The sequence below is a fragment of the Aquibacillus koreensis genome, assembly GCF_025154055.1.
Lineage (GTDB): Bacteria > Bacillota > Bacilli > Bacillales > Amphibacillaceae > Aquibacillus_C > Aquibacillus_C koreensis.
The window spans coordinates 45,445-63,620 of record NZ_JAOALK010000055.1 but is presented as its reverse complement, the minus strand read 5'-3'; the positions used below and the strand labels follow the sequence as shown (position 1 = coordinate 63,620).

18 protein-coding genes and 1 pseudogene are annotated in these 18,176 nt (G+C 36.5%); 1 reads left to right on the top strand and 18 read right to left on the bottom strand.

Features of this window, described 5'->3' with window-relative positions:
- Positions 1-7 precede the first annotated feature (7 nt).
- The 3 genes and pseudogenes from NYQ66_RS16075 to NYQ66_RS16065 all read right to left on the bottom strand — a co-directional run.
- A complete protein-coding gene (locus NYQ66_RS16075) occupies positions 8-247 on the bottom strand; it encodes a hypothetical protein (RefSeq protein WP_259870845.1) in 240 nt (79 codons plus the stop codon).
- 423 nt (positions 248-670) lie between these two features.
- Positions 671-3,838, bottom strand: coding sequence for a type I restriction enzyme HsdR N-terminal domain-containing protein (locus NYQ66_RS16070; RefSeq protein ID WP_259870844.1), 3,168 nt, complete (start codon positions 3,836-3,838; stop codon positions 671-673).
- Positions 3,839-4,396: 558 nt separating this feature from the next.
- Positions 4,397-4,697 (bottom strand): annotated as a pseudogene (locus NYQ66_RS16065) (hypothetical protein); the annotation flags it as partial.
- Positions 4,698-4,774: 77 nt separating this feature from the next.
- Here NYQ66_RS16065 and NYQ66_RS16060 point away from each other — a divergent pair.
- Complete coding sequence (locus tag NYQ66_RS16060; protein ID WP_259870843.1) at positions 4,775-4,903, top strand: hypothetical protein; 129 nt, start codon at positions 4,775-4,777, stop codon at positions 4,901-4,903.
- A 597-nt stretch (positions 4,904-5,500) separates the two neighbouring features.
- Here the strand turns inward: NYQ66_RS16060 and NYQ66_RS16055 are convergent.
- The 15 genes from NYQ66_RS16055 to NYQ66_RS15985 all read right to left on the bottom strand — a co-directional run bounded on the left by NYQ66_RS16055 (position 5,501) and on the right by NYQ66_RS15985 (position 18,078).
- Positions 5,501-5,677: a hypothetical protein gene (locus NYQ66_RS16055; RefSeq protein ID WP_259870841.1), complete on the bottom strand. Its 177-nt coding sequence runs from the start codon at positions 5,675-5,677 to the stop codon at positions 5,501-5,503.
- Between the two features lie 480 nt (positions 5,678-6,157).
- Positions 6,158-7,405: a flagellin N-terminal helical domain-containing protein gene (locus NYQ66_RS16050; protein ID WP_259870839.1), complete on the bottom strand. Its 1,248-nt coding sequence runs from the start codon at positions 7,403-7,405 to the stop codon at positions 6,158-6,160.
- Positions 7,406-7,530: 125 nt separating this feature from the next.
- Positions 7,531-7,761, bottom strand: a complete 231-nt coding sequence (gene csrA / locus NYQ66_RS16045; protein ID WP_259870837.1) for a carbon storage regulator CsrA — start codon at positions 7,759-7,761, stop codon at positions 7,531-7,533.
- Between the two features lies 1 nt (position 7,762).
- Positions 7,763-8,215: a flagellar assembly protein FliW gene (gene fliW, locus NYQ66_RS16040; protein WP_259870835.1), complete on the bottom strand. Its 453-nt coding sequence runs from the start codon at positions 8,213-8,215 to the stop codon at positions 7,763-7,765.
- A gap of 16 nt (positions 8,216-8,231) precedes the next feature.
- Positions 8,232-8,822 carry a DUF6470 family protein gene (locus NYQ66_RS16035; protein WP_259870833.1) on the bottom strand — a complete coding sequence of 197 codons (591 nt, stop codon included), beginning with the start codon at positions 8,820-8,822 and terminating at the stop codon, positions 8,232-8,234.
- Between the two features lie 66 nt (positions 8,823-8,888).
- Positions 8,889-9,800 carry a flagellar hook-associated protein FlgL gene (flgL, locus tag NYQ66_RS16030; protein ID WP_259870830.1) on the bottom strand — a complete coding sequence of 304 codons (912 nt, stop codon included), beginning with the start codon at positions 9,798-9,800 and terminating at the stop codon, positions 8,889-8,891.
- An 11-nt stretch (positions 9,801-9,811) separates the two neighbouring features.
- A complete protein-coding gene (gene flgK / locus NYQ66_RS16025) occupies positions 9,812-11,365 on the bottom strand; it encodes a flagellar hook-associated protein FlgK (protein ID WP_259870828.1) in 1,554 nt (517 codons plus the stop codon).
- An 18-nt stretch (positions 11,366-11,383) separates the two neighbouring features.
- Positions 11,384-11,881, bottom strand: a complete 498-nt coding sequence (locus NYQ66_RS16020; RefSeq protein ID WP_259870827.1) for a flagellar protein FlgN — start codon at positions 11,879-11,881, stop codon at positions 11,384-11,386.
- 14 nt (positions 11,882-11,895) lie between these two features.
- Entirely contained in the window at positions 11,896-12,165 is a 270-nt protein-coding gene (flgM, locus tag NYQ66_RS16015; protein ID WP_259870825.1) for a flagellar biosynthesis anti-sigma factor FlgM, read from the bottom strand.
- An 85-nt stretch (positions 12,166-12,250) separates the two neighbouring features.
- Complete coding sequence (locus NYQ66_RS16010) at positions 12,251-12,664, bottom strand: TIGR03826 family flagellar region protein (protein ID WP_259870824.1); 414 nt, start codon at positions 12,662-12,664, stop codon at positions 12,251-12,253.
- A 76-nt stretch (positions 12,665-12,740) separates the two neighbouring features.
- Positions 12,741-13,421 (bottom strand): ComF family protein, encoded by a 681-nt coding sequence (locus NYQ66_RS16005; RefSeq protein ID WP_259870823.1) that lies wholly within the window; start codon positions 13,419-13,421, stop codon positions 12,741-12,743.
- Positions 13,421-14,872 (bottom strand): DEAD/DEAH box helicase, encoded by a 1,452-nt coding sequence (locus NYQ66_RS16000; protein ID WP_259870821.1) that lies wholly within the window; start codon positions 14,870-14,872, stop codon positions 13,421-13,423. Before NYQ66_RS16000 ends, NYQ66_RS16005 begins: the two co-directional genes overlap by 1 nt.
- A 97-nt stretch (positions 14,873-14,969) precedes the next feature.
- Positions 14,970-15,812, bottom strand: a complete 843-nt coding sequence (locus NYQ66_RS15995) for a DegV family protein (protein ID WP_259870820.1) — start codon at positions 15,810-15,812, stop codon at positions 14,970-14,972.
- A gap of 326 nt (positions 15,813-16,138) precedes the next feature.
- Positions 16,139-16,819, bottom strand: coding sequence for a response regulator (locus NYQ66_RS15990; protein ID WP_259870818.1), 681 nt, complete (start codon positions 16,817-16,819; stop codon positions 16,139-16,141).
- A 119-nt stretch (positions 16,820-16,938) separates the two neighbouring features.
- On the bottom strand, positions 16,939-18,078 hold the full coding sequence (locus NYQ66_RS15985; protein WP_259870817.1) for a sensor histidine kinase: 1,140 nt from the start codon (positions 18,076-18,078) through the stop codon (positions 16,939-16,941).
- Positions 18,079-18,176: the final 98 nt, after the last annotated feature.

Here is an 18,176-nt window from a genome sequence, read left to right as displayed (position 1 = left end):
ATGTAAATTAATGGACATTGGAACGTAATTGACTTTCAAGCAATCCAATCTCTTGCTTTAACTCATTCAGTTGCTCGTCTAATCGAGCCAATTCTTCTTGAGGTAGAATATGCTCTATCGCATAGATTGCGATTTGTTTCATTTCATTAAGTTTGTATTCTATTTGTGCTAGTGAACGGTCTCTAACCTTACACCACTCGAGCTGATGCTCAAAGAATTTTTTTCTTTCTAATTCGTCTTGTTCCATCTTATTTCTTTCGCTTGGTAGATTCATATATTTAGAGTAACAAAAGTGAGGGAAACATGCTAGTTGTTTTATGGCTTTCTTTCCATTTATTGGTTTGATGTTGCCTTATCACAAATAATCTCAGCCGGAGAAATTATCCACTACTTTGTTTAAATTGCAAATTGAAGTTTTTCAAGATTTGTAGGAGAACTGTTGTAAGAGTACTTGCTATATACACATCCAACAAAAAACGCTATTTTACGGGTGGTGACTAGGTACTATGAATTAACGGCGTTACGGACATGATATTCTTGGAGATACAGTTGAAAAGCCTGCGTTCAATGGAACCATGTCCGTAATACTCCGCATAAAAACTATAGACTACAAATATACATTCCAATATGAGTGTTAGTATATTATCAAGTAAAATTGCATTGGTACAAATTAAACAAAAAATTGTATTTCTTCTTTTTTAATTGTGATACTATGAATCACACTATTCACAAACCCCTCTTCTATAGAGATTGTTAATTCATCTAATATAGTATAAATTATTTCCAAACTATTCCGATCTCCTATAAACTGTAAAATACGCAAATAAGAAGTAACCTCTGGCTTAGACCAGTTAAGTGATAATAATGTATTGTGAATCCATGGTCTTAACTTTGAAGCAATAAGACTTAAATTATTGGTTTTCAGTAATATTAGCCTATGTGAGATTGGTGTTTCCATCTTAGGGAGGTATTCTGTTATGAATAAAAAGAGTTTTTCTATGTCATCCTCCCAGTCCACTAAAATCCAAAAAATGACTGGGAAAAGTTTCGTGTTATTTTTGACTAGCAAATATAAAAAGGATAGATCATTGAGCTTCTTACTATTAGTGTTATGCAACTCTTGCAATAGTAATACTTTAAAGCTATATTCAATCTCATCTTCCAACAAGTGATAGGTAAGAATGTGCAAGGCATCTTCATGATCAGAACTAAACAGTACATATAATAGATATTCTTTTGATTTTACTGTTATCGCAGTAGACAGTATATAAATAATCTCTTTAATATCCTCATGACTGCCTAATGCAGATATACCATTTGCTATCCATGTTTTATCTATTTGTGGATTTTCTTTTTTTAATTCATTTATTAAAATTGGTACTAAACTTTTTTCTTTCATTTCAGTTAAAGTTATTGTAATACTATCTCTAAGACTTAAATCACTACTCTCATCAATCATCGTTAATAATTTTGGCACTGCAGGCTTATAATTCAATTCCCCCAAAGCTCTACAAACCCATTCTTTTTGAAATGCTGGTATTTCTTCATTTAATAAATTTAACAATTTCTTACCGGTGTCTATTAACCTAGAATCACTCAATGCCATAATCTCAGATGCTGAACTTTCACCTGCAACAATACGTTCTAAGATAACATCCCTTAACTCAATATCTTCATGTTCTTCATACCATTCAAACGCATAACTAATAGCATTGACTCCCTCAATTTGAATGATCTGTTTGAGAAAATCATTTTTATCAAAATTCGTACAGTCACCTAGTACATCAACACAATATCGTCTAATGTAATCACTGTAATTATCGTTTAAAGCAAAATCTATAAGAATATTAGTAATTTTAGGATTAATATTTTTTCTGAGTTTTTCAGTAATTAAGTGAGCTATAGTTTCTTTTGAATTTGATTCAGTTAATAAGACTTCTAACATATTAATTAATAAATCACTTAATTCAATAGTGTAATCAAAATAATCAGTGGCTCTTATTATTTTCTCACAAGATTCATAGTTATTTTTATATAGTATGAATTGTTTTAAAAATAAATCAAACATTTCAATTTTATACTCTTCCAATAGTTCCTTATTAATATAACTCCCATAAGAGATAAATATTTTAGGTAATATAACTGAAGAATTATCATTATCATATTGAAGAATTGTCTTTATTATATTAGATTTTTCTATAAATTTTCCCGTTTTAAAAAACCAAAAAAGCGCATTCTCTCCAATGAATGATTCTAACATCATATAAACGTTATCAGAGAACGCATTTGAACTTAAGTCCTTTAAATTGAAAACGTAAACTGAAACACAATAATCTCTAATCCCAGAAAAGTAAAAACCTATACTCCTTCGTCCATCAACATCGACATATCGATAGAGAATATTACTTAAAAACAATTCGTCAGGTATTGTCTCTAGCACACTCAAACCTAGAGCATCCATTAATGAATCTTCGCTGATTTGAATTTTTTTGTTTCTAAATAGAGTCTCAGAGATAACTTTAAGAATTCTTCGATACTTACCATTGTTCTTATCTGGCATTTTTATATACTTTTGCTCTAAATATTCTTGAAATAATTTTCGAGAATCAATAACTTGAATAAGATCTTTATTTGTTTCATTTGCCACTTCAAAAGCAATTCTCATTATAAATGGATTACGTAGAATTCCAAAATCTTTAATATCGCTATAACTAACCTCGAAAGTTGTTGAATATTTACTAATTGCTTCATAAAACTCACTATAATTAAAAGTTGTTAGTTTGGGAACATTAGGGAAAAGATGTTTAGAAATCGAAGTTTTGATACCTTTAATTCTTAAAAATGCTTCCCAATCTTCTGCTTTACAAGATATACATAACTTAATTCCTAAGACACTGAAATATTCACAAAGTTCATTTAACTCATAGAATTTTTTTTCGGTCTCCCATTCATCTAATGCATCAATAAAGATATAAAGTGGCTTTCCATGAATTGATGTAAGAGTATCTATTTTTTTTAATATACCTATTTCACTCTCTATAGATGAAAATTGTAGATTAAAATCATTTTGAATCCTTCTAAGTAATGAAGTATTCATTCTAGTACCCGTGTAAAATAATACTGGGTTTTCTTCCATTAACTGCTCAGCCAGTTTAATTATTGTGTTTGTTTTTCCAGTTCCTGACTCACCTACTAAAGCAAAAACCGGAAATTTTGTTTGCTGAATAAAATTATGAAAAGCATCTTCAATAGGTTCTCGCTTAATATATAGAGAGGGAATATATTTTTCCTTAATTACCATCCCTATATCGTCATTCGATTCGGCTCTATAGTAAAATAGCTCTGCTTTATTATGTAACATACAGAAATTAAGTAAATTGGTATATGATAAGCCAACAAAACTTTTCAGTGCTTCGAAACGTAAATTAATTTCCTGTTGTGTTCCATCTATATTCCAGTTTCCAATAAGATGTCCTTCAAGCTCTTCACCTGAATATGTATTATATATTTGTGTATCTTTACCATTGGTTAGCATTACATAAGGAGCCATAGGTTCTAAAAGTCTTGCATATGTTAATCCTTGGATACGATCCTTATCAGTCAATTCTATTCCTTCGGCTTTAAGTTCAATAACAAAAAGGTTTACATTATTTCTAGTACACAAAATGTCTAGTCTTCCATTTGCCTTTTTTTGTTCTGTTCCGTTTATATCATAACTTCCACGTCCCAAATTGATTGTAAATTTCTTTTCAAAAGATAGTTCCTCCGAAGTAAAACCACAAGACATAAGATAAGGTAGTATTATATTATTTTTGACAGATTCTTCATTGAAATTCATAATATTCCTCCATGCTAAAACTATTAAATTAATAAAATTACTGTAATTTAATCTTACAAGTAAACCTGTTTATTTAAGACTATCATTTAAAGTCCAGTTTCATATATGAATATTTCGTTAGTGAGAACCACTTCCTCGGACAAAATGAGCACTCGTCACTGGGAAATAGAACCACCTTCACTGAACGAGAGTCATAGCTACAGCGAAGCTGCTTTCCATTGCTGCCACGCCCGATTCTTAGAATTCTGTGGAAGGGGACGGGGCCCCGGTAACGAATGCTTAGAAACGATTTGTCCGTGTTACAATCTGTTGCAGCTGTCCCTTTAGGCATTATTTCGGGTAACCTGCATTAGCTCAACTACACGGACAAAAGCAAAGTCAATGGTAGCGGTTTGCGGTCCAGATCTACTAGAATTAGATATACCTTGAAAGTGGTCCTTACTCCGTGACTGTGGTTCAAAATGTCCGAGAAGCTGGTTCTCATCGAGTGAAATATTCACATATATCAGTATCAAAATAAACGTGGTATTAAAACATGATATCCTTTTAGAATGTATAGTGTGTTTTGGCATGAATTTGTGAGACTAAATCAAGGAATAGTCGTTGAAAAAGATCTGGGTTCATACCATTTAAGCGACGTGACAGCTGTGAAATACTGATTGAATCAAGGTCAACCGCTGTTTGAAGTTCCTCTTCAAACAGACAATCACTCAACGCGTGGAGACTCTCAGTTTCTTGCAGCTGTGAATAAAGCAATAATTTCCGTCTAACAATCTAATTTTAATGTTTTCACTTGTTCATCAAATAATTGAGTATTTAATATAATAATAGAATGTACGTTTGTTTTGAGATTAGAAATGTTCTTAAAACAAGCAATCTAAGCCTCTACTTCAATCTTTGGAGTAGGGGCTATTTTTATTTAAGGAGGGAAAACGCATGCTGAATTATGAAACGAAAGAAGTGAAACAATTAGAATTATTAGAAGGAGAGATTGTAATGAAGCATAAACCAGCAAAACGTGTAAATATTGTTAGTCTAAAGTTAGTAAAAGAAACGAGCTTATAATTCAGTTTCTACAGCAATTAATAGAAATCTTCAGGACTACGAACACAGCAATTCCTGTAAAGCATGATCGATTCCTTCACTAGTTTTAGGCTAACACTGTTCACACGTTTTGCAGATTGTTTTTCTTCAAACTCCAAATGCCAAGTGAATTTACTTATTATTAAAGATGTAAGTCGGTCCGTTGGTAGTCTGGATAATGTAGTCTCGCTGGATGATACATTAAAAAAGCTAAGTATTTTTTTGTATGAGCATTAAATTCATTAAAAGTACCAATTTCTATACTTTTTAAAAGTATGGATAGAATTTCTCCTCTGCAGCATAAATAGAACCCAATCATCAAATTTTGAAGCATACACCCTGTCTTTCCAAACTTTATCTCTAAAATATTGACGAAGTTTTTCAAATGTAATTTCGTCAGGCTGTAGTTACTCCTTTTTTATTCTTATAATTTGTGGAATCATCCAGATAATCATTTAAATATACAGAAAGAAATAACTTTATAGTTCCTTCTACTAAAGTACCTAGATTTGCCCAAGCAAGTATTAAATCTCCATCTTCCGCTTTAGAACAAGTACACTCATTCCATTTCTTCATTGATTACGACAGCGACACTAGCCAGTCCAATCTTGACTTACTTAATAAATTTGATGCTTCGATTGGTGCACATCCTAATGCTTCTGACCAAAAATCTTTAACATCTTTATTTAGTTCAATAATTTTATCAACGACTTCTAAATACGTCAATTGATTTATCTTTGAAATTGGATTATCCATAAGTCCTCCCGTTTACAATTTTATTAATATAACACCTTAAATCATTTACTTGTTCTAAATAGAGAAAAAAGAGACTCTAGCAAAGCCAGAGCCTCTTCCAATATTATTATTACTGAAGTAACTGTAGTACTCCTTGAGGTTGTTGATTGGCTTGCTTTGCCGCTATATCTTTCGATCATAGAATAGACTATATCTTCATCCATACCCTTATGGAGCTGGGCACTTCGAACAGTCATTAAGACTGCCCTACGAGATTCATAGTCATAGCTCTCACCTTAGACCGTACTTCTCTAGTCGTTGAACCTTCTCCAGAGTTTCCTCACAGGAGCTTGGCTGCTGATTATCCATATATCTCTATCATTTTCTGACCATCACGCTTGCCGTTTCCAGCTACGTTGTGGTTGAAGGAGTTTTAGGAAGTTCCAGCAATTCACCCAGTTATACTCTTATCCATTACTAGATAAGACGCCCTGCGAATAGTTATTGTAGTAGTTGCAATACACCCTGAGGTGCACTATTCGCTTGAGCCAACATTGCTTGTGCTGCTTGACCAAGAATTGAATTCTTAGTTTGGTTCATCATTTCTTTCGCCATATCTACGTCACGGATACGAGATTCCGCAGCAGTTAGGTTTTCAGAAGATGTATTTAAGTTATTAATTGTATGGTCAAGTCGATTTTGAGTAGCACCTAACTTAGAACGTTCTTCTGACACAGTAGCAATTGCCTCATCAATTACATTTATGGCTGTAGATGCTTGACTTTGTGAACCAACTTGAAGGTTACGTACACCTAGTGCATCAGCACGCATATCTTCAATTCCAAGGTTAAGTGTTTGTCCTGCATTAGCACCAATTTGAAATGTTTGAGAATCATTATTAGATGCATCGTCTGCTTCTGTAGTAGTTTTAAAGTTAGAAAGAGCATTGGACGCTGCTTCTTTTCGAACACCATCAGCACTCTTAACTTCAATTGATAAACCGTTAATTTGAGCTGTTTTACCATCAGTTTGAGCTGTAGCTGTAATAGCATTGTCACCATCAACAACAGCAAAGGTGTTAGAAGCATCTGATAATGCAGTTGCAAGAGTACCTAATGTTTCAGTTCCTGCGTCACCAGGTGATGATAGTTCTAGAGTTTTTGAGTGTTGAGTTCCATTCACAGACCAAGTAGCTGTAATAGTATCTCCATCCTCAATACCAACACTATTTCCATCTGAGTCTAGAACAGCATTTAATGTTGTAGCAGTAACCATAGTACCTTCCAATGAATTAGTAGTTACGTGAGCCGTTGCCGTCCCCGCATCAGAAATATCTCCATTTAAAAGGCTCTTTTTGTTAAACTCAGTTTGGTCACCAATTCGTTGAATTTCTTCACCTAATTGGTTCATTTCATCTTGAATATTTTGGCGATCTTCTGGTGTATTCGTATCGTTTGAAGATTGTACTGCTAACTCACGCATACGTTGTAAGATAGAGTGCGTTTCGTTAAGTCCTCCCTCAGCTGTTTGAATCATAGAGGTTGCATCTTGGGAATTCTTAGCTGCCATATCCAATCCACGAATTTGCCCACGCATTTTTTCAGAAATTGCAAGTCCTGCCGCATCATCAGAAGCGCCATTGATACGAAGTCCTGAAGCCAATTTCTCCATTGAATTTTGTTGCGCATTTTGTGCACTACCTAATTGACGGTGTGTATTTAACGCTGCAATATTGTGATTAATTCTCACTATAAATTCCTCCTTGAGTTGTCGTTTTCCCACATCCTTGTGGTTATCACTAGATGAACCAAAGTCGGCCGCCTTCAGTATCATTTAGCTTTACAATCCTTATATCGGAGGAATTCACCATATGTTTAATCTTTTTTTGTATTATTTTTCAATAAATTCAACAAATCTGTCGAAATACCGGCCGCTTCACTGTTTTGTTGTTGTATGTCTAAGTAAACTTCCATTCGATGAATATCCACATGTTTCGGAGCATCTATCCCTAATTTGATTTGATCTCCGTCTATACCTAGGACTTTAACCTCGATATTGTCACCAATCTTAATCGCTTCATTTATTCGTCTCGTAAGTACTAACATGTTAATCCTCCTTTACCTGGGAGGTAAGTTGTTTAGTGAATAAAGTTTCTTTCGTAGTAAAGTCTTTTAGGTTAGTAATATATTGCTTACCTATACGCTTAGCTTGGTTAATAACAACAGGGGCCTGTAAATTCGCAGTGCTTGTCGTAAAAGGATCTTTTAATGACACGATCGATAGCACGTTTACATCCTTTTCAGATTCAATCTCTAATAATTCTAATGTCCCCTGATCCAAGTCAAATTCATATCCTGTCACAAAATGAAACGGATTTACCACAATAAATGCCGGATCTACATTAGAAGCAGATTGTAACACTTGAAACACTGAATTATCTTCTAGTGGTAATAATAAAAATTCTTTCTCATTTACAAACCCAGGAATCCCCTGTGGAAAGGAAATTATTTCTTTTTCATTTACATCAATCTCACCAAAATATTTCGTTTGTAATTTCATCGCTCAACCCTTCTTATTAAATAGTCATTTCAAAGTTTATTCCAACATGCTTTAAGTTATCAAAATCAATGTCTAAGCTGTTACGTTGTGCTATATCTACATCAACAGAACCTGGCTGATAATTAATCTTAGGTTTATTTATCTGTGTCTGTATATTCGGTTTACTTACATTCACATCTATGTCCACATTACTTGGCTGGTAATCAATTTTGACCGCACCATGTGATGGAATCCAGCCAATATTAAATTGTTTTGGCTCACCCTCACTATTCTGTTTCGCTTGTCTAGCAATCGGATTACCGTTGTTTTCTATTTGCATCAACTCTACACCTTCACGAACTCGTCTTGTTGTTCCTTTTGCAGCATCTTGTCGACCTGCTTGTGCTGCATCCTCAATCATCCTTGAGACATGTTTAATATTCATATCCTCCCAAGCCTGCGTCTGATCAATCGTTAATCTGGAAGGTGAGGTATGGATTTGCATATTAGCTTTCGATTGCTGAATAGATTGTGTTGCTTTTGGCTGTTCAATCGTTTGGACACTATCAGTCGTGTTCAATTGTATTTTAGCCATTTGCGATTGTAATCGTATTTGAGGAAAGTTCATCGTATCCCTCTTTTCCTATTGGATAGTAAAAAGCCTTGCCATAGGAATATGGCAAGTGCTATCGGATTAACGTAAGAAATCTAATAATGTTGGTTGAATTACTCGTGAACCAGAACTTAAAGCGGCTCTATGCACACTTTCTTGAGAAGTAAGATTCATAATAACTTCTTCCATATTGGCATCTTCGTTTTCAGACATCATTTTGGTCGCGGTGATTTGTTGTTCAATCACTCGGTTTTCGACTAATTCTAAACGATTCATTCGAGCACCAAGGTCTGCTCTTTCGTTAACCGTATTATCAATGTGAATATCTAAATTAGATAGAACATCTTCAAGCCCAGCTTGATCATCATCTTTTAATGCTTGTGAAAAAGCTTCAATATCTTCGAACAACTGCTTACTGAATACATTTGTTGCATTCACGTTCGCTTGTAACTTTACGCCACTTGATACTTCGATTAGAACTGGATCCGTACTATCTGACACAGATGTAATGATACCCTCATCATCGACCTCAACAGGTTTTAACGTATTCCCATCTGCATCAATTGTACCTGTTGTTTTAGTACCGTTAAATATATACTTATTATTTACCTTAGTATTCCCAATATCTGCTAAGTGATCTTTTAATTGATCTATCTCTTTCGCAATACTCTCACGTTGACCTTCTTCATATGTACCATTCGACCCTTTAACAGCTAACTCACGTAACCGTTGGAGCGCTTGTGTTGCCTTATCCAGCGCCGCATCTGAATTGTCCATCCAATTATGCACTTCCCCAATATTACGCTCAAACTGCTCCACGTTAACTACCTGGGAACGATAATTCATCCCCTTCATCGCCACCACAGGATCATCAGAAGGACGGTTTACCTTTTTACCAGTTGATAGTTGATCCATATACTTTCCTAGATTACTATAACTATTACTCAAATTACGCAGCATATTGTTCGATAACATACTCTGTGTTACACGCATCTGCTAGTCACCTACCTTCCTACTAATCCCATGTTATTGATAATACGATCTAACATTTCATCGACAGTTGTCATACTACGTGCCGCAGCGTTGTACGCATGCTGGAATTTAATCATATTTGTCATCTCTTCATCTAGTGAAACAGCGCTTACGGATTGTCTGTTTTCATCTACTTGTTGTCGTAATACTGTAGCGTTATTCACCATTCGGTTTGCTTCCTGTGTGACAACCGCCATTTTACCAATCGCAGATTCATAGAAACTTTTAATCGAAGTTTTGGCACCTAAACCAGTATCTAGTTTGGAAAATACATTAGACAGTTGTTCTGCATTGGTACCATCACCGCTATCTCCATTTAAGCTGGCAGCAATTAAATCTATATTTCCTTTGATATCATCAGTAACATCCATTAAAGCTGCTGGACGCCCTTCGCCTTCAATCGCAAAGAAATCATAGCTTTGATCATCCGCTAAGTTCGCACCTTCTTGGTGAGTCTTGTTAAACTCCGCTACAAAGGCAGACGCCATGCTATCTAAATCGTCTAACATACTATTAAACTCACCAGTAGCTTGTCCATTATCTGTTATATAACCATTTGCTTCGATTAATGCTCTTAGTTTACCAGTATCACTAAACGCAGCAGTAGTTAGCACTGTCTTTTGATCTGCTGGCAGTGTCGTAGGGTCGGTATCCGCAGTAGGTAAATCTGCTGGATTATAGAAAGTTAGGTTTTGTACATTATTGTCATCATCGTAACCAATGGCTACGTTGTTAACCGTACTCGTTGTCGCATCAACCAACTTTATCTCTTCTTCCCCATTACCAACTAATGTAACCGTTGCTTTCCCCATATGCGTAGGGCTTGGTTGCCCACCACTTTTCACATAAGAAACTTTTATTTCAGCTAGACCAGACAGCTTGTCGATCAAACGATCACGTTCATCATATAAATCATTTGGTAAATAGCCATGTGGCTCGACATCACCAATTTGCTTATTAACGTTATTGATTTGATTAATGAGAGAGTTTACTTCTTTTGTTGTTACATCAATCTCATTTTTCAGATCACCACGAACGGCATTTAATGACCCAGATAAGTAATTAAATGTTTCAGATACCGCTATTCCTCGTTGTCTCACAACAGAACGCGCACCAGAATCTTCTGGGTTCACTGATAAATCCTGCAACGCCTGCCAAAATTGATCCATCGTGTTTGCTAAACCTTGTTCGGAAGGTTCATTCATAATCGTTTCCATTTGTGCCATTGCATCGGCTCTAGTTTGATAATATCCTAGCTTACTATTTTCACCCCGATATTGAACATCTAAAAACTGATCACGGACACGTTCAATTGAACCAGCTTCCACCCCACTACCAAGTTGCCCTGGAATATGTGGACGATTTCTTGATGCTGGTGGATAAGGAGCCGTTTGCTCAAAATTCACGCGTTGCCTTGAATATCCTTCTGTATTCGCGTTTGCGATGTTATGACTTGTAGTATAAAGCGCTGATTGTTGTGCACTCAACGCACGTTTTGCAACTTCTAAACCATGAAATGTTGACACGTAACGTACCTCCTTATCCTATGCTTTTGAATCAAACAAGGAACGACTTGCACTCGCTGGCTGATCTTGTTTGATTGATTTATTACTATAGTTAATATTTTTAATCGTCGGAGAAATCATATCCATCGATAGCTGTATAAATTGCAGGGATTGCTCAATGAGCTCTTTGTTTAATTGCTCCTGATTCTTTAGCTCGACTAACGTCTCTGCTAATTGAACCGTAGCTTGCTCTACATTTTGCTTATCTGATCCTTCGAGAACCTCCAACATAACAGATACAGTTGTCGAAGATGGATCTAGGCCCTGATTACGAGACCAGTCTTCGATTAAGCTCAACCGGTTTGCTTCCATTTGATTTATAGCTTTCACGTGCTTCCGTTCTTGTGCTAATAAATCTTGAAAACCAGCTATATCTCCCGTTTTTAGTGTTTCTGTCTTTTTTTTGGATACCTCTAATAAGCTTACGTGTAGCTTATTCATATTGGATAGTGTGTCTACAATCGTCTGAACGGACATCGTACGTCCTCCCTTTATCCTTGGTTGTTCCAGAAGTTAAGCAGTTTCTGCGCTGTTAGTTTAGGATCAACAGTATAGTTACCGGATTGTACCGATTGTTTGATCTGATCGACATGCTTTTGTCTTGCCGCACTCGGTTCTTCACTGCTTTGCATACGCTTTGCTTCATCCGAGATTTGCAACTTATCCTCTTTATTTTGCACGTCTTTTTTTATTTCTGCTTGTTTGTTCATTTGTTTTTGATAAGGATTAATCCTAGAGTTGTTTGGACCTTGTATTTTCAAGATCGGTCACCTCTTTCCGCTTCATTCGCACGTATATATCTAATCCTTATATCGGTTGTGTCATTAAAATGTTTAATAGTAATTTTTACTTATCTTTTCGAACAGAAAAATACGTTTGTTGTCTTTCACGTTTATTTTTCTGGTTCCTTTGTTCGACTTCTGCTTGTTGATTTAAATCGGAAACTAATCCATCGGCACAAGATTTACAAAGTTTCCCGTCATCAATCGGCTTTCCACATCTTTCACACGGGAAATTTAAATTCGGAAATTGAGATACGCGTAATCTTTTTTCTTTTACAAATTTATAAATATAATCTTCCTCTACTCCTGTGTCATCTACAATCTGAGGAATAGTCGCTTGCCTATTCTTTCTCGGTCGCAGATAATCGTAAACCGTTTGGAATTTCTTCTCTTCTTCTTTGAAACAATTTTCACAAACAGAACGTAAGCCTTTTACAAATAAAGCATTACAACGTGGACAATTCGCTAACTCACCCATGGATAACCCACCTTACCGTGTTTTTGCTCCCATTATAGCATACAACTTGTCGAATGAGGTCGAGATTTCGGCGTAATTATCCTCTAGCTAGTGTAAAAGCATACACTTCCGGACATCCAGCCTCTTTTAAAAGTTTAGCCGCATGCCGTAAAGTGATCCCCGTTGTATAGATATCGTCGATTAAGATGACGGGATCTGTAATTCCAACAGTTAATGTAAATGGATTACTCGCCATAAGTCTGTCTCTTCTCGTTTTCTTCGACTGCTTTTCCCCATGAATCCGAGACAACACATTTTCAGATGGCATGTCCAAAAATCCAGCTAGCGCCTCCGCTTGGTTAAACCCTCTCTCATACAAACGTTCCTTACTCAAAGGAATAGGAACAACCTTTGCACCTTTTACGTCCTTAAACAACTCATTAAAAGTCCGAACAAAATCTTCACGAAATAAATCACAAAGGGCATAATCTCCACGATATTTCCACTTCGCAATGACCTCCTTCATCATGTCATTATAGCCAAACACACTTTTATTAAAGGAAAGTACCCCCTTCCATTCAGAGCTAGCGTTCCACCGTCGACAGTCTGAACACACTTCCGCTTCTTCCCTTCTACCACATTCCTTGCACAACTCTCCATCCAATACCTCTAATTGCCCCAAACACCAATCACAGCCAAACTTCGGTTTATCTGGCAAGAAAAAATTCCCCCATTCAATCGCCGGGATCATTTCTTGATGACACCACAAGCAATGCATTAGAGATTCCTCCCCCGCTTATTCATCTGTTTTATTGCATCCACAGCCGCCACCATTGCATCTGTTTTTCCATCATGAAAAAAGATCACTTCACCAGTAGGATCATCAGGACTTCTACCGGCACGTCCTGCAATCTGAACAAGAGCCGCTTCATCAAATACATCATGACAAGCATCTAAGACAGCAACATCCACAGATGGAAATGTCACACCTCTTTCTAAAATCGTTGTTGTCACTAGAACAGAAAGCTTCCGATCCCGAAATGCTTGTACTTTCTCTTTACGATCTTCATCAGATGCATGGACAGAAGTGATCGTCTCCCTACTAAAAAGGGCGTTATCACGCAAAGACAAGGTGATTTTTTCGGCAAGTGCAATGACCGGAACAAAAATTAAAAGCTGTCTCTTCGGATTCATGCGCCTCTCATACCACTGATAAAAAGCTTGGGGCGCCTCAAATTTCGTTAAAGATTTTTTCAAGGAAAAGCACATATGAAGTTTCGGTACTGGAAGTGGATGTCCATGAAACCGAACAGGAACAAAGACAGCCTTTAACTGTTTCGATTGGACTTGATTGCGATGTTTTTTTCTTGGCGTGGCTGTTAAATAGATCAGGGAAGCATTGGGTTTCGCAGCTCTATTAGAGGCAAATGGTAACGAAGGATCAGCGTGATAAGGAAAAGCGTCAATCTCATCAATGATGACGACATCAAAAGCATGGGCAAATCGGAGTAATTGGTGTGTCGTAGCAAGGATCAATTGGCCTTCGCCTTTCTTTTGCTCACTTCCACCATATAGCGCTTCGATTGTGGTGTTGGGAAAAGCTGTAGTAAAACGTGGATATAATTCTCGAACAACATCTGCACGAGGTGTTGCTAGACAAACCCTTTTCCCACGTCGGATTGCTTCGTTAATTCCCTGAAATAGCATTTCCGTTTTCCCAGCTCCGCAGACTGCCCAAACTAACAATTCTGCAACAGCCTCTGTCATCATTGTTTTTTCAATTTCATTAGACGCTTTTTGTTGATGAGAAGTTAACTCTCCTTGCCAGGAACAAGGCTCACTTTGCTCGAGCCGTAATGGCTGAGGACCAGTCCAGTAATAAAGCGGTGAGCAACTCATCACTCGGCCCATTTCAATACACTTGCGACAATATACATGCGTTGTCCCGCACCGTGAACATGGTATAGTCGCAAAAAGATGTTTTGCTTTATTTCCACAACGCCTGCAGCGATGTCCCCATATATATTTTTCAATTGATGGAATTGTTGTCATAAGGTCAGTAGATAAAAGTTGATTAAGGAGGTTTTCTTCAAGTGGGATTTCTTCACGGAGGAGTAACTTTCCAGAGAATTGTTTCGCATGTATCTCTGTTTCAGTAGAGGATCTGTCATATGTAGAAGTAGGAATCCAGTCAAATGTGGGATAAAGGAAGGATCCGATCGTGTTCAAAACCGTATGCACCAATATATATCATCTCCATTTTTAGAAGAGGTGCCAATTTTAGTGGCACCTCCAAAAATAATAATATAAAATAATTGCATGAAACTTACTTGATATACCAGCTTAACCCGATAGAACCTTCACCAAGGTGCGTTCCAATAACTGGTCCAAAATAACTAACCGATAATTCCACATGTGGATATTGCGCTTGTAATTCTTGCTTCAATTCTTCTGCCTCTACGGGTCTGTTCCCTTCAATAACGACAGCTTTCATTGGTTTACCTAGATCTGCATCTTCGGCAAATAAGCTTTTTAATCGATTAAGCGCTTTTTTACGTGTTCTAATTTTTTCAAAGGGAACAATCTTTGTATCAACAAAGTGAAGTAATGGTTTGACTTGGAGCATGCTTCCGACAAATGCCTGTGCACCATTCAGCCTTCCACCACGTTTCAAGTGACTCAAATCGTCCACCATAAAATAGGCACGCATTGACTGCTTCATTTCATTCAATCGATCGATAATTTGCTCAGGTGATGCGCCATTCTGCGCCATTTCAGCAGCTTCTAACACGTAAAACCCTTGAGGCATACAGCTTATCTCCGAATCAAATGCATATACGTCTACACCATCAACCATTTGCCCAGCTGATAAAGCAGTTTGGTACGTTCCACTAATTCCACTTGATAAATGAATAGAGATAATAGCATCATGGTCCTCTGCTAGTTTTTGATATAATTCTGTAACAAAACCAATGGAAGGCTGCGACGTTTTTGGCAATTCCACTGCATCTCGTACCATCATGTAAAAATCTTTTGTATTTAGATCCATTTCTTCACGGTAAGAAGAATCTCCAAAAATTACGCTTAGTGGAGCCATATGGATGTCCAGCTTTTCCCTTATGTTAGAAGGAATATAAGCTGTACTATCTGTGACTACAGCTACTTTCATTCATATCGTACCCTTCTTGTCCAGATTTTAGTTACTCACTCATACTTGTCCTATCATTATATATTAAAGATCAATCATGTAAGTATATGTAAGACAAGTTATATCTATACTCTCATTATTTTACATAAATACGAATAAAATGCATAGATTTATTTTATAATTTACGGATTTCTCCATTCGAAAATACCTATGATAAAAATAATGAAGATGCTTAAAAAGAAAGGTGTTTTGCTATCAATAGGTAAGCATAAAAGAGGACTTGAGAAGAAACTCCCTCATGGAAGGAGTCCGGACTCGAAGTTCAATATCCGGACCAATTCTTGTTTTTATAATACTTCTACCCAACCGTTGCGAATCGCAGCAACTACTGCTTGGGTACGGTCGTTTACATTCATTTTTTGTAAGATGTTACTCACATGGTTTTTAACCGTTTTTTCACTAATATATAACGACTCCGCTACACCACGATTACTTTTACCATCCGCTAACAATTGCAATACTTCACATTCTCGTCGTGTAAGCAGGTGTAAAGGTTTGCGATAGTCTATAACTTTTTCCGTTACCGCGTTCGTTTTTTCCTCTGATAATCGGCGATATTCCTTCACCAAATTGTGTGTTACTTTCGGATGCAGGTAAGATCCGCCATCACTAACGACTTTAATCGCCTCAATCAATGAATTTGAATCCATTTCTTTTAACAAGTAGCCTTGTGCACCAGACTTTAATGCATGTGTCACATAGTTTTCATCATCGTGAATGGATAAGATAATCACGTTTACATCTGGAAATTGTTCAATTAACGATGACGTCGCTTCCACTCCATTTGTACCTGGCATATTAATGTCCATAAGTACGACGTCCGGCTTATATTCTGCCACTAACTCCATGGCAGAAGAACCATCATCCCCCTCTGCTACGACATGAAAGCTTGGTTCAAATTCAAGTATGCGTTTGACTCCTTCACGAAACAACTTGTGGTCGTCGATCAGTATTATTTCAGTTGCCATGTTCTGCTCCTCCTATACTTCTTAATCTATATAATCTGCCTATTAATCTATTTTCAGTCATTGTTGTACGGGCCATTTTTTCCTATTATACATGATAAAATCTATTTTGTATTTAACGATTATATTTCATTTATCGGTACTTGTATAAATATACTAGTACCTTCACCAATTGCTGATCTTATGACTAATTTACCATCTAGCATTTCTACTCGTTCACGCATCCCTAATAGACCAAAAGATTTATCTTTTTTCTCACTAACATCGAAGCCCTTCCCATCGTCTTTGATTAGAATCATAACGTTGTCCGGCTTCACCTCTAACCGCACATTAATGCTCGCTGGTTCAGCATGTTTGACAGCGTTCTGTACAGATTCTTGCACGAGACGGAAAAATGCAACTTCATACTTACTTTTTAACCGTTGCTCTAATCCAATAGAGGAAAAACTAATTTTAATATGATTATATTCTTCCATTGTCGTTAAATATTTTTTGATTGTCGGTACCAAACCTAAATCATCAAGTGCCATCGGGCGTAAGTCATATATAATACGGCGGACTTCATATAAAGAGGATTTTACCATACCTCTTACACTTTTCATTTCTTTAAGGCCTTCTTCCACACCACGCTCTTTAAACGTACGATCAACAATTTCTGAACGTAATAATATGTTCGCAAGCATTTGTGCAGGTCCATCATGAATTTCCCTTGATAATCGTCTGCGCTCCTCCTCTTGTGCTTCAATTATTTGTAAGCCAAACTCTTGCTTCTCCTGGGCGTTATGTATTAGTTCACTGACTTGTTTAAAATCTTCATTTAAATAATTTAACACAACAGAGATTTTACCAACTAATCCTTCTGCACGTTTGACTGTCTGTTCTAACGCCTGAAGTCTACGTTCCGTGTCATCTCTTTTTTCACGGAGGTTATGTTCTTTTTCTCTAATCATCGTAAGCTTCGTTTGAAGTTCATGTGTTTGATGATACACATCACGAATTTGTTCTTCCGAATACCGCTTAAAATCCTTACTTACTTCTGATAGACGATTTCTGGAAATACGAACTTTCACCTCTAAACGATCGCCTTCCTCTATAAGATGAACAACTTCTTCTTTTATCTGTTTTAGCTCTTCTTTTAATTTTTCATACTCTTTTCGGGACTCTTCTCCTATACTAAAAATATCATCTTTACTATTTTCAACAGTATCTATCATTTCATCAATGATTTGGTCGATAATCTTTTCATCTGCTTTTTTCGCCATATTTGGACCCGCCTATCTACCTTTTTGGGAAAATGCGTTAACTCGTCATAATTTCTAACCATTCTTCAACATATTCCAATTATAATACATTTGCGCGA

Coding starts and splice junctions, on each gene's coding strand:
- NYQ66_RS16075 (WP_259870845.1), bottom strand. CDS start 247: ATGGAACAAGACGAATTAGAAAGAAAAAAATTCTTTGAGCATCAGCTC.
- NYQ66_RS16070 (WP_259870844.1), bottom strand. CDS start 3,838: ATGAATTTCAATGAAGAATCTGTCAAAAATAATATAATACTACCTTAT.
- NYQ66_RS16060 (WP_259870843.1), top strand. CDS start 4,775: ATGCTGAATTATGAAACGAAAGAAGTGAAACAATTAGAATTATTAGAA.
- NYQ66_RS16055 (WP_259870841.1), bottom strand. CDS start 5,677: ATGGATAATCCAATTTCAAAGATAAATCAATTGACGTATTTAGAAGTC.
- csrA (WP_259870837.1), bottom strand. CDS start 7,761: ATGTTAGTACTTACGAGACGAATAAATGAAGCGATTAAGATTGGTGAC.
- fliW (WP_259870835.1), bottom strand. CDS start 8,215: ATGAAATTACAAACGAAATATTTTGGTGAGATTGATGTAAATGAAAAA.
- NYQ66_RS16035 (WP_259870833.1), bottom strand. CDS start 8,822: ATGAACTTTCCTCAAATACGATTACAATCGCAAATGGCTAAAATACAA.
- flgL (WP_259870830.1), bottom strand. CDS start 9,800: ATGCGTGTAACACAGAGTATGTTATCGAACAATATGCTGCGTAATTTG.
- NYQ66_RS16020 (WP_259870827.1), bottom strand. CDS start 11,881: ATGTCCGTTCAGACGATTGTAGACACACTATCCAATATGAATAAGCTA.
- NYQ66_RS16010 (WP_259870824.1), bottom strand. CDS start 12,664: ATGGGTGAGTTAGCGAATTGTCCACGTTGTAATGCTTTATTTGTAAAA.
- NYQ66_RS16005 (WP_259870823.1), bottom strand. CDS start 13,421: ATGCATTGCTTGTGGTGTCATCAAGAAATGATCCCGGCGATTGAATGG.
- NYQ66_RS15995 (WP_259870820.1), bottom strand. CDS start 15,812: ATGAAAGTAGCTGTAGTCACAGATAGTACAGCTTATATTCCTTCTAAC.
- NYQ66_RS15990 (WP_259870818.1), bottom strand. CDS start 16,819: ATGGCAACTGAAATAATACTGATCGACGACCACAAGTTGTTTCGTGAA.
- NYQ66_RS15985 (WP_259870817.1), bottom strand. CDS start 18,078: ATGGCGAAAAAAGCAGATGAAAAGATTATCGACCAAATCATTGATGAA.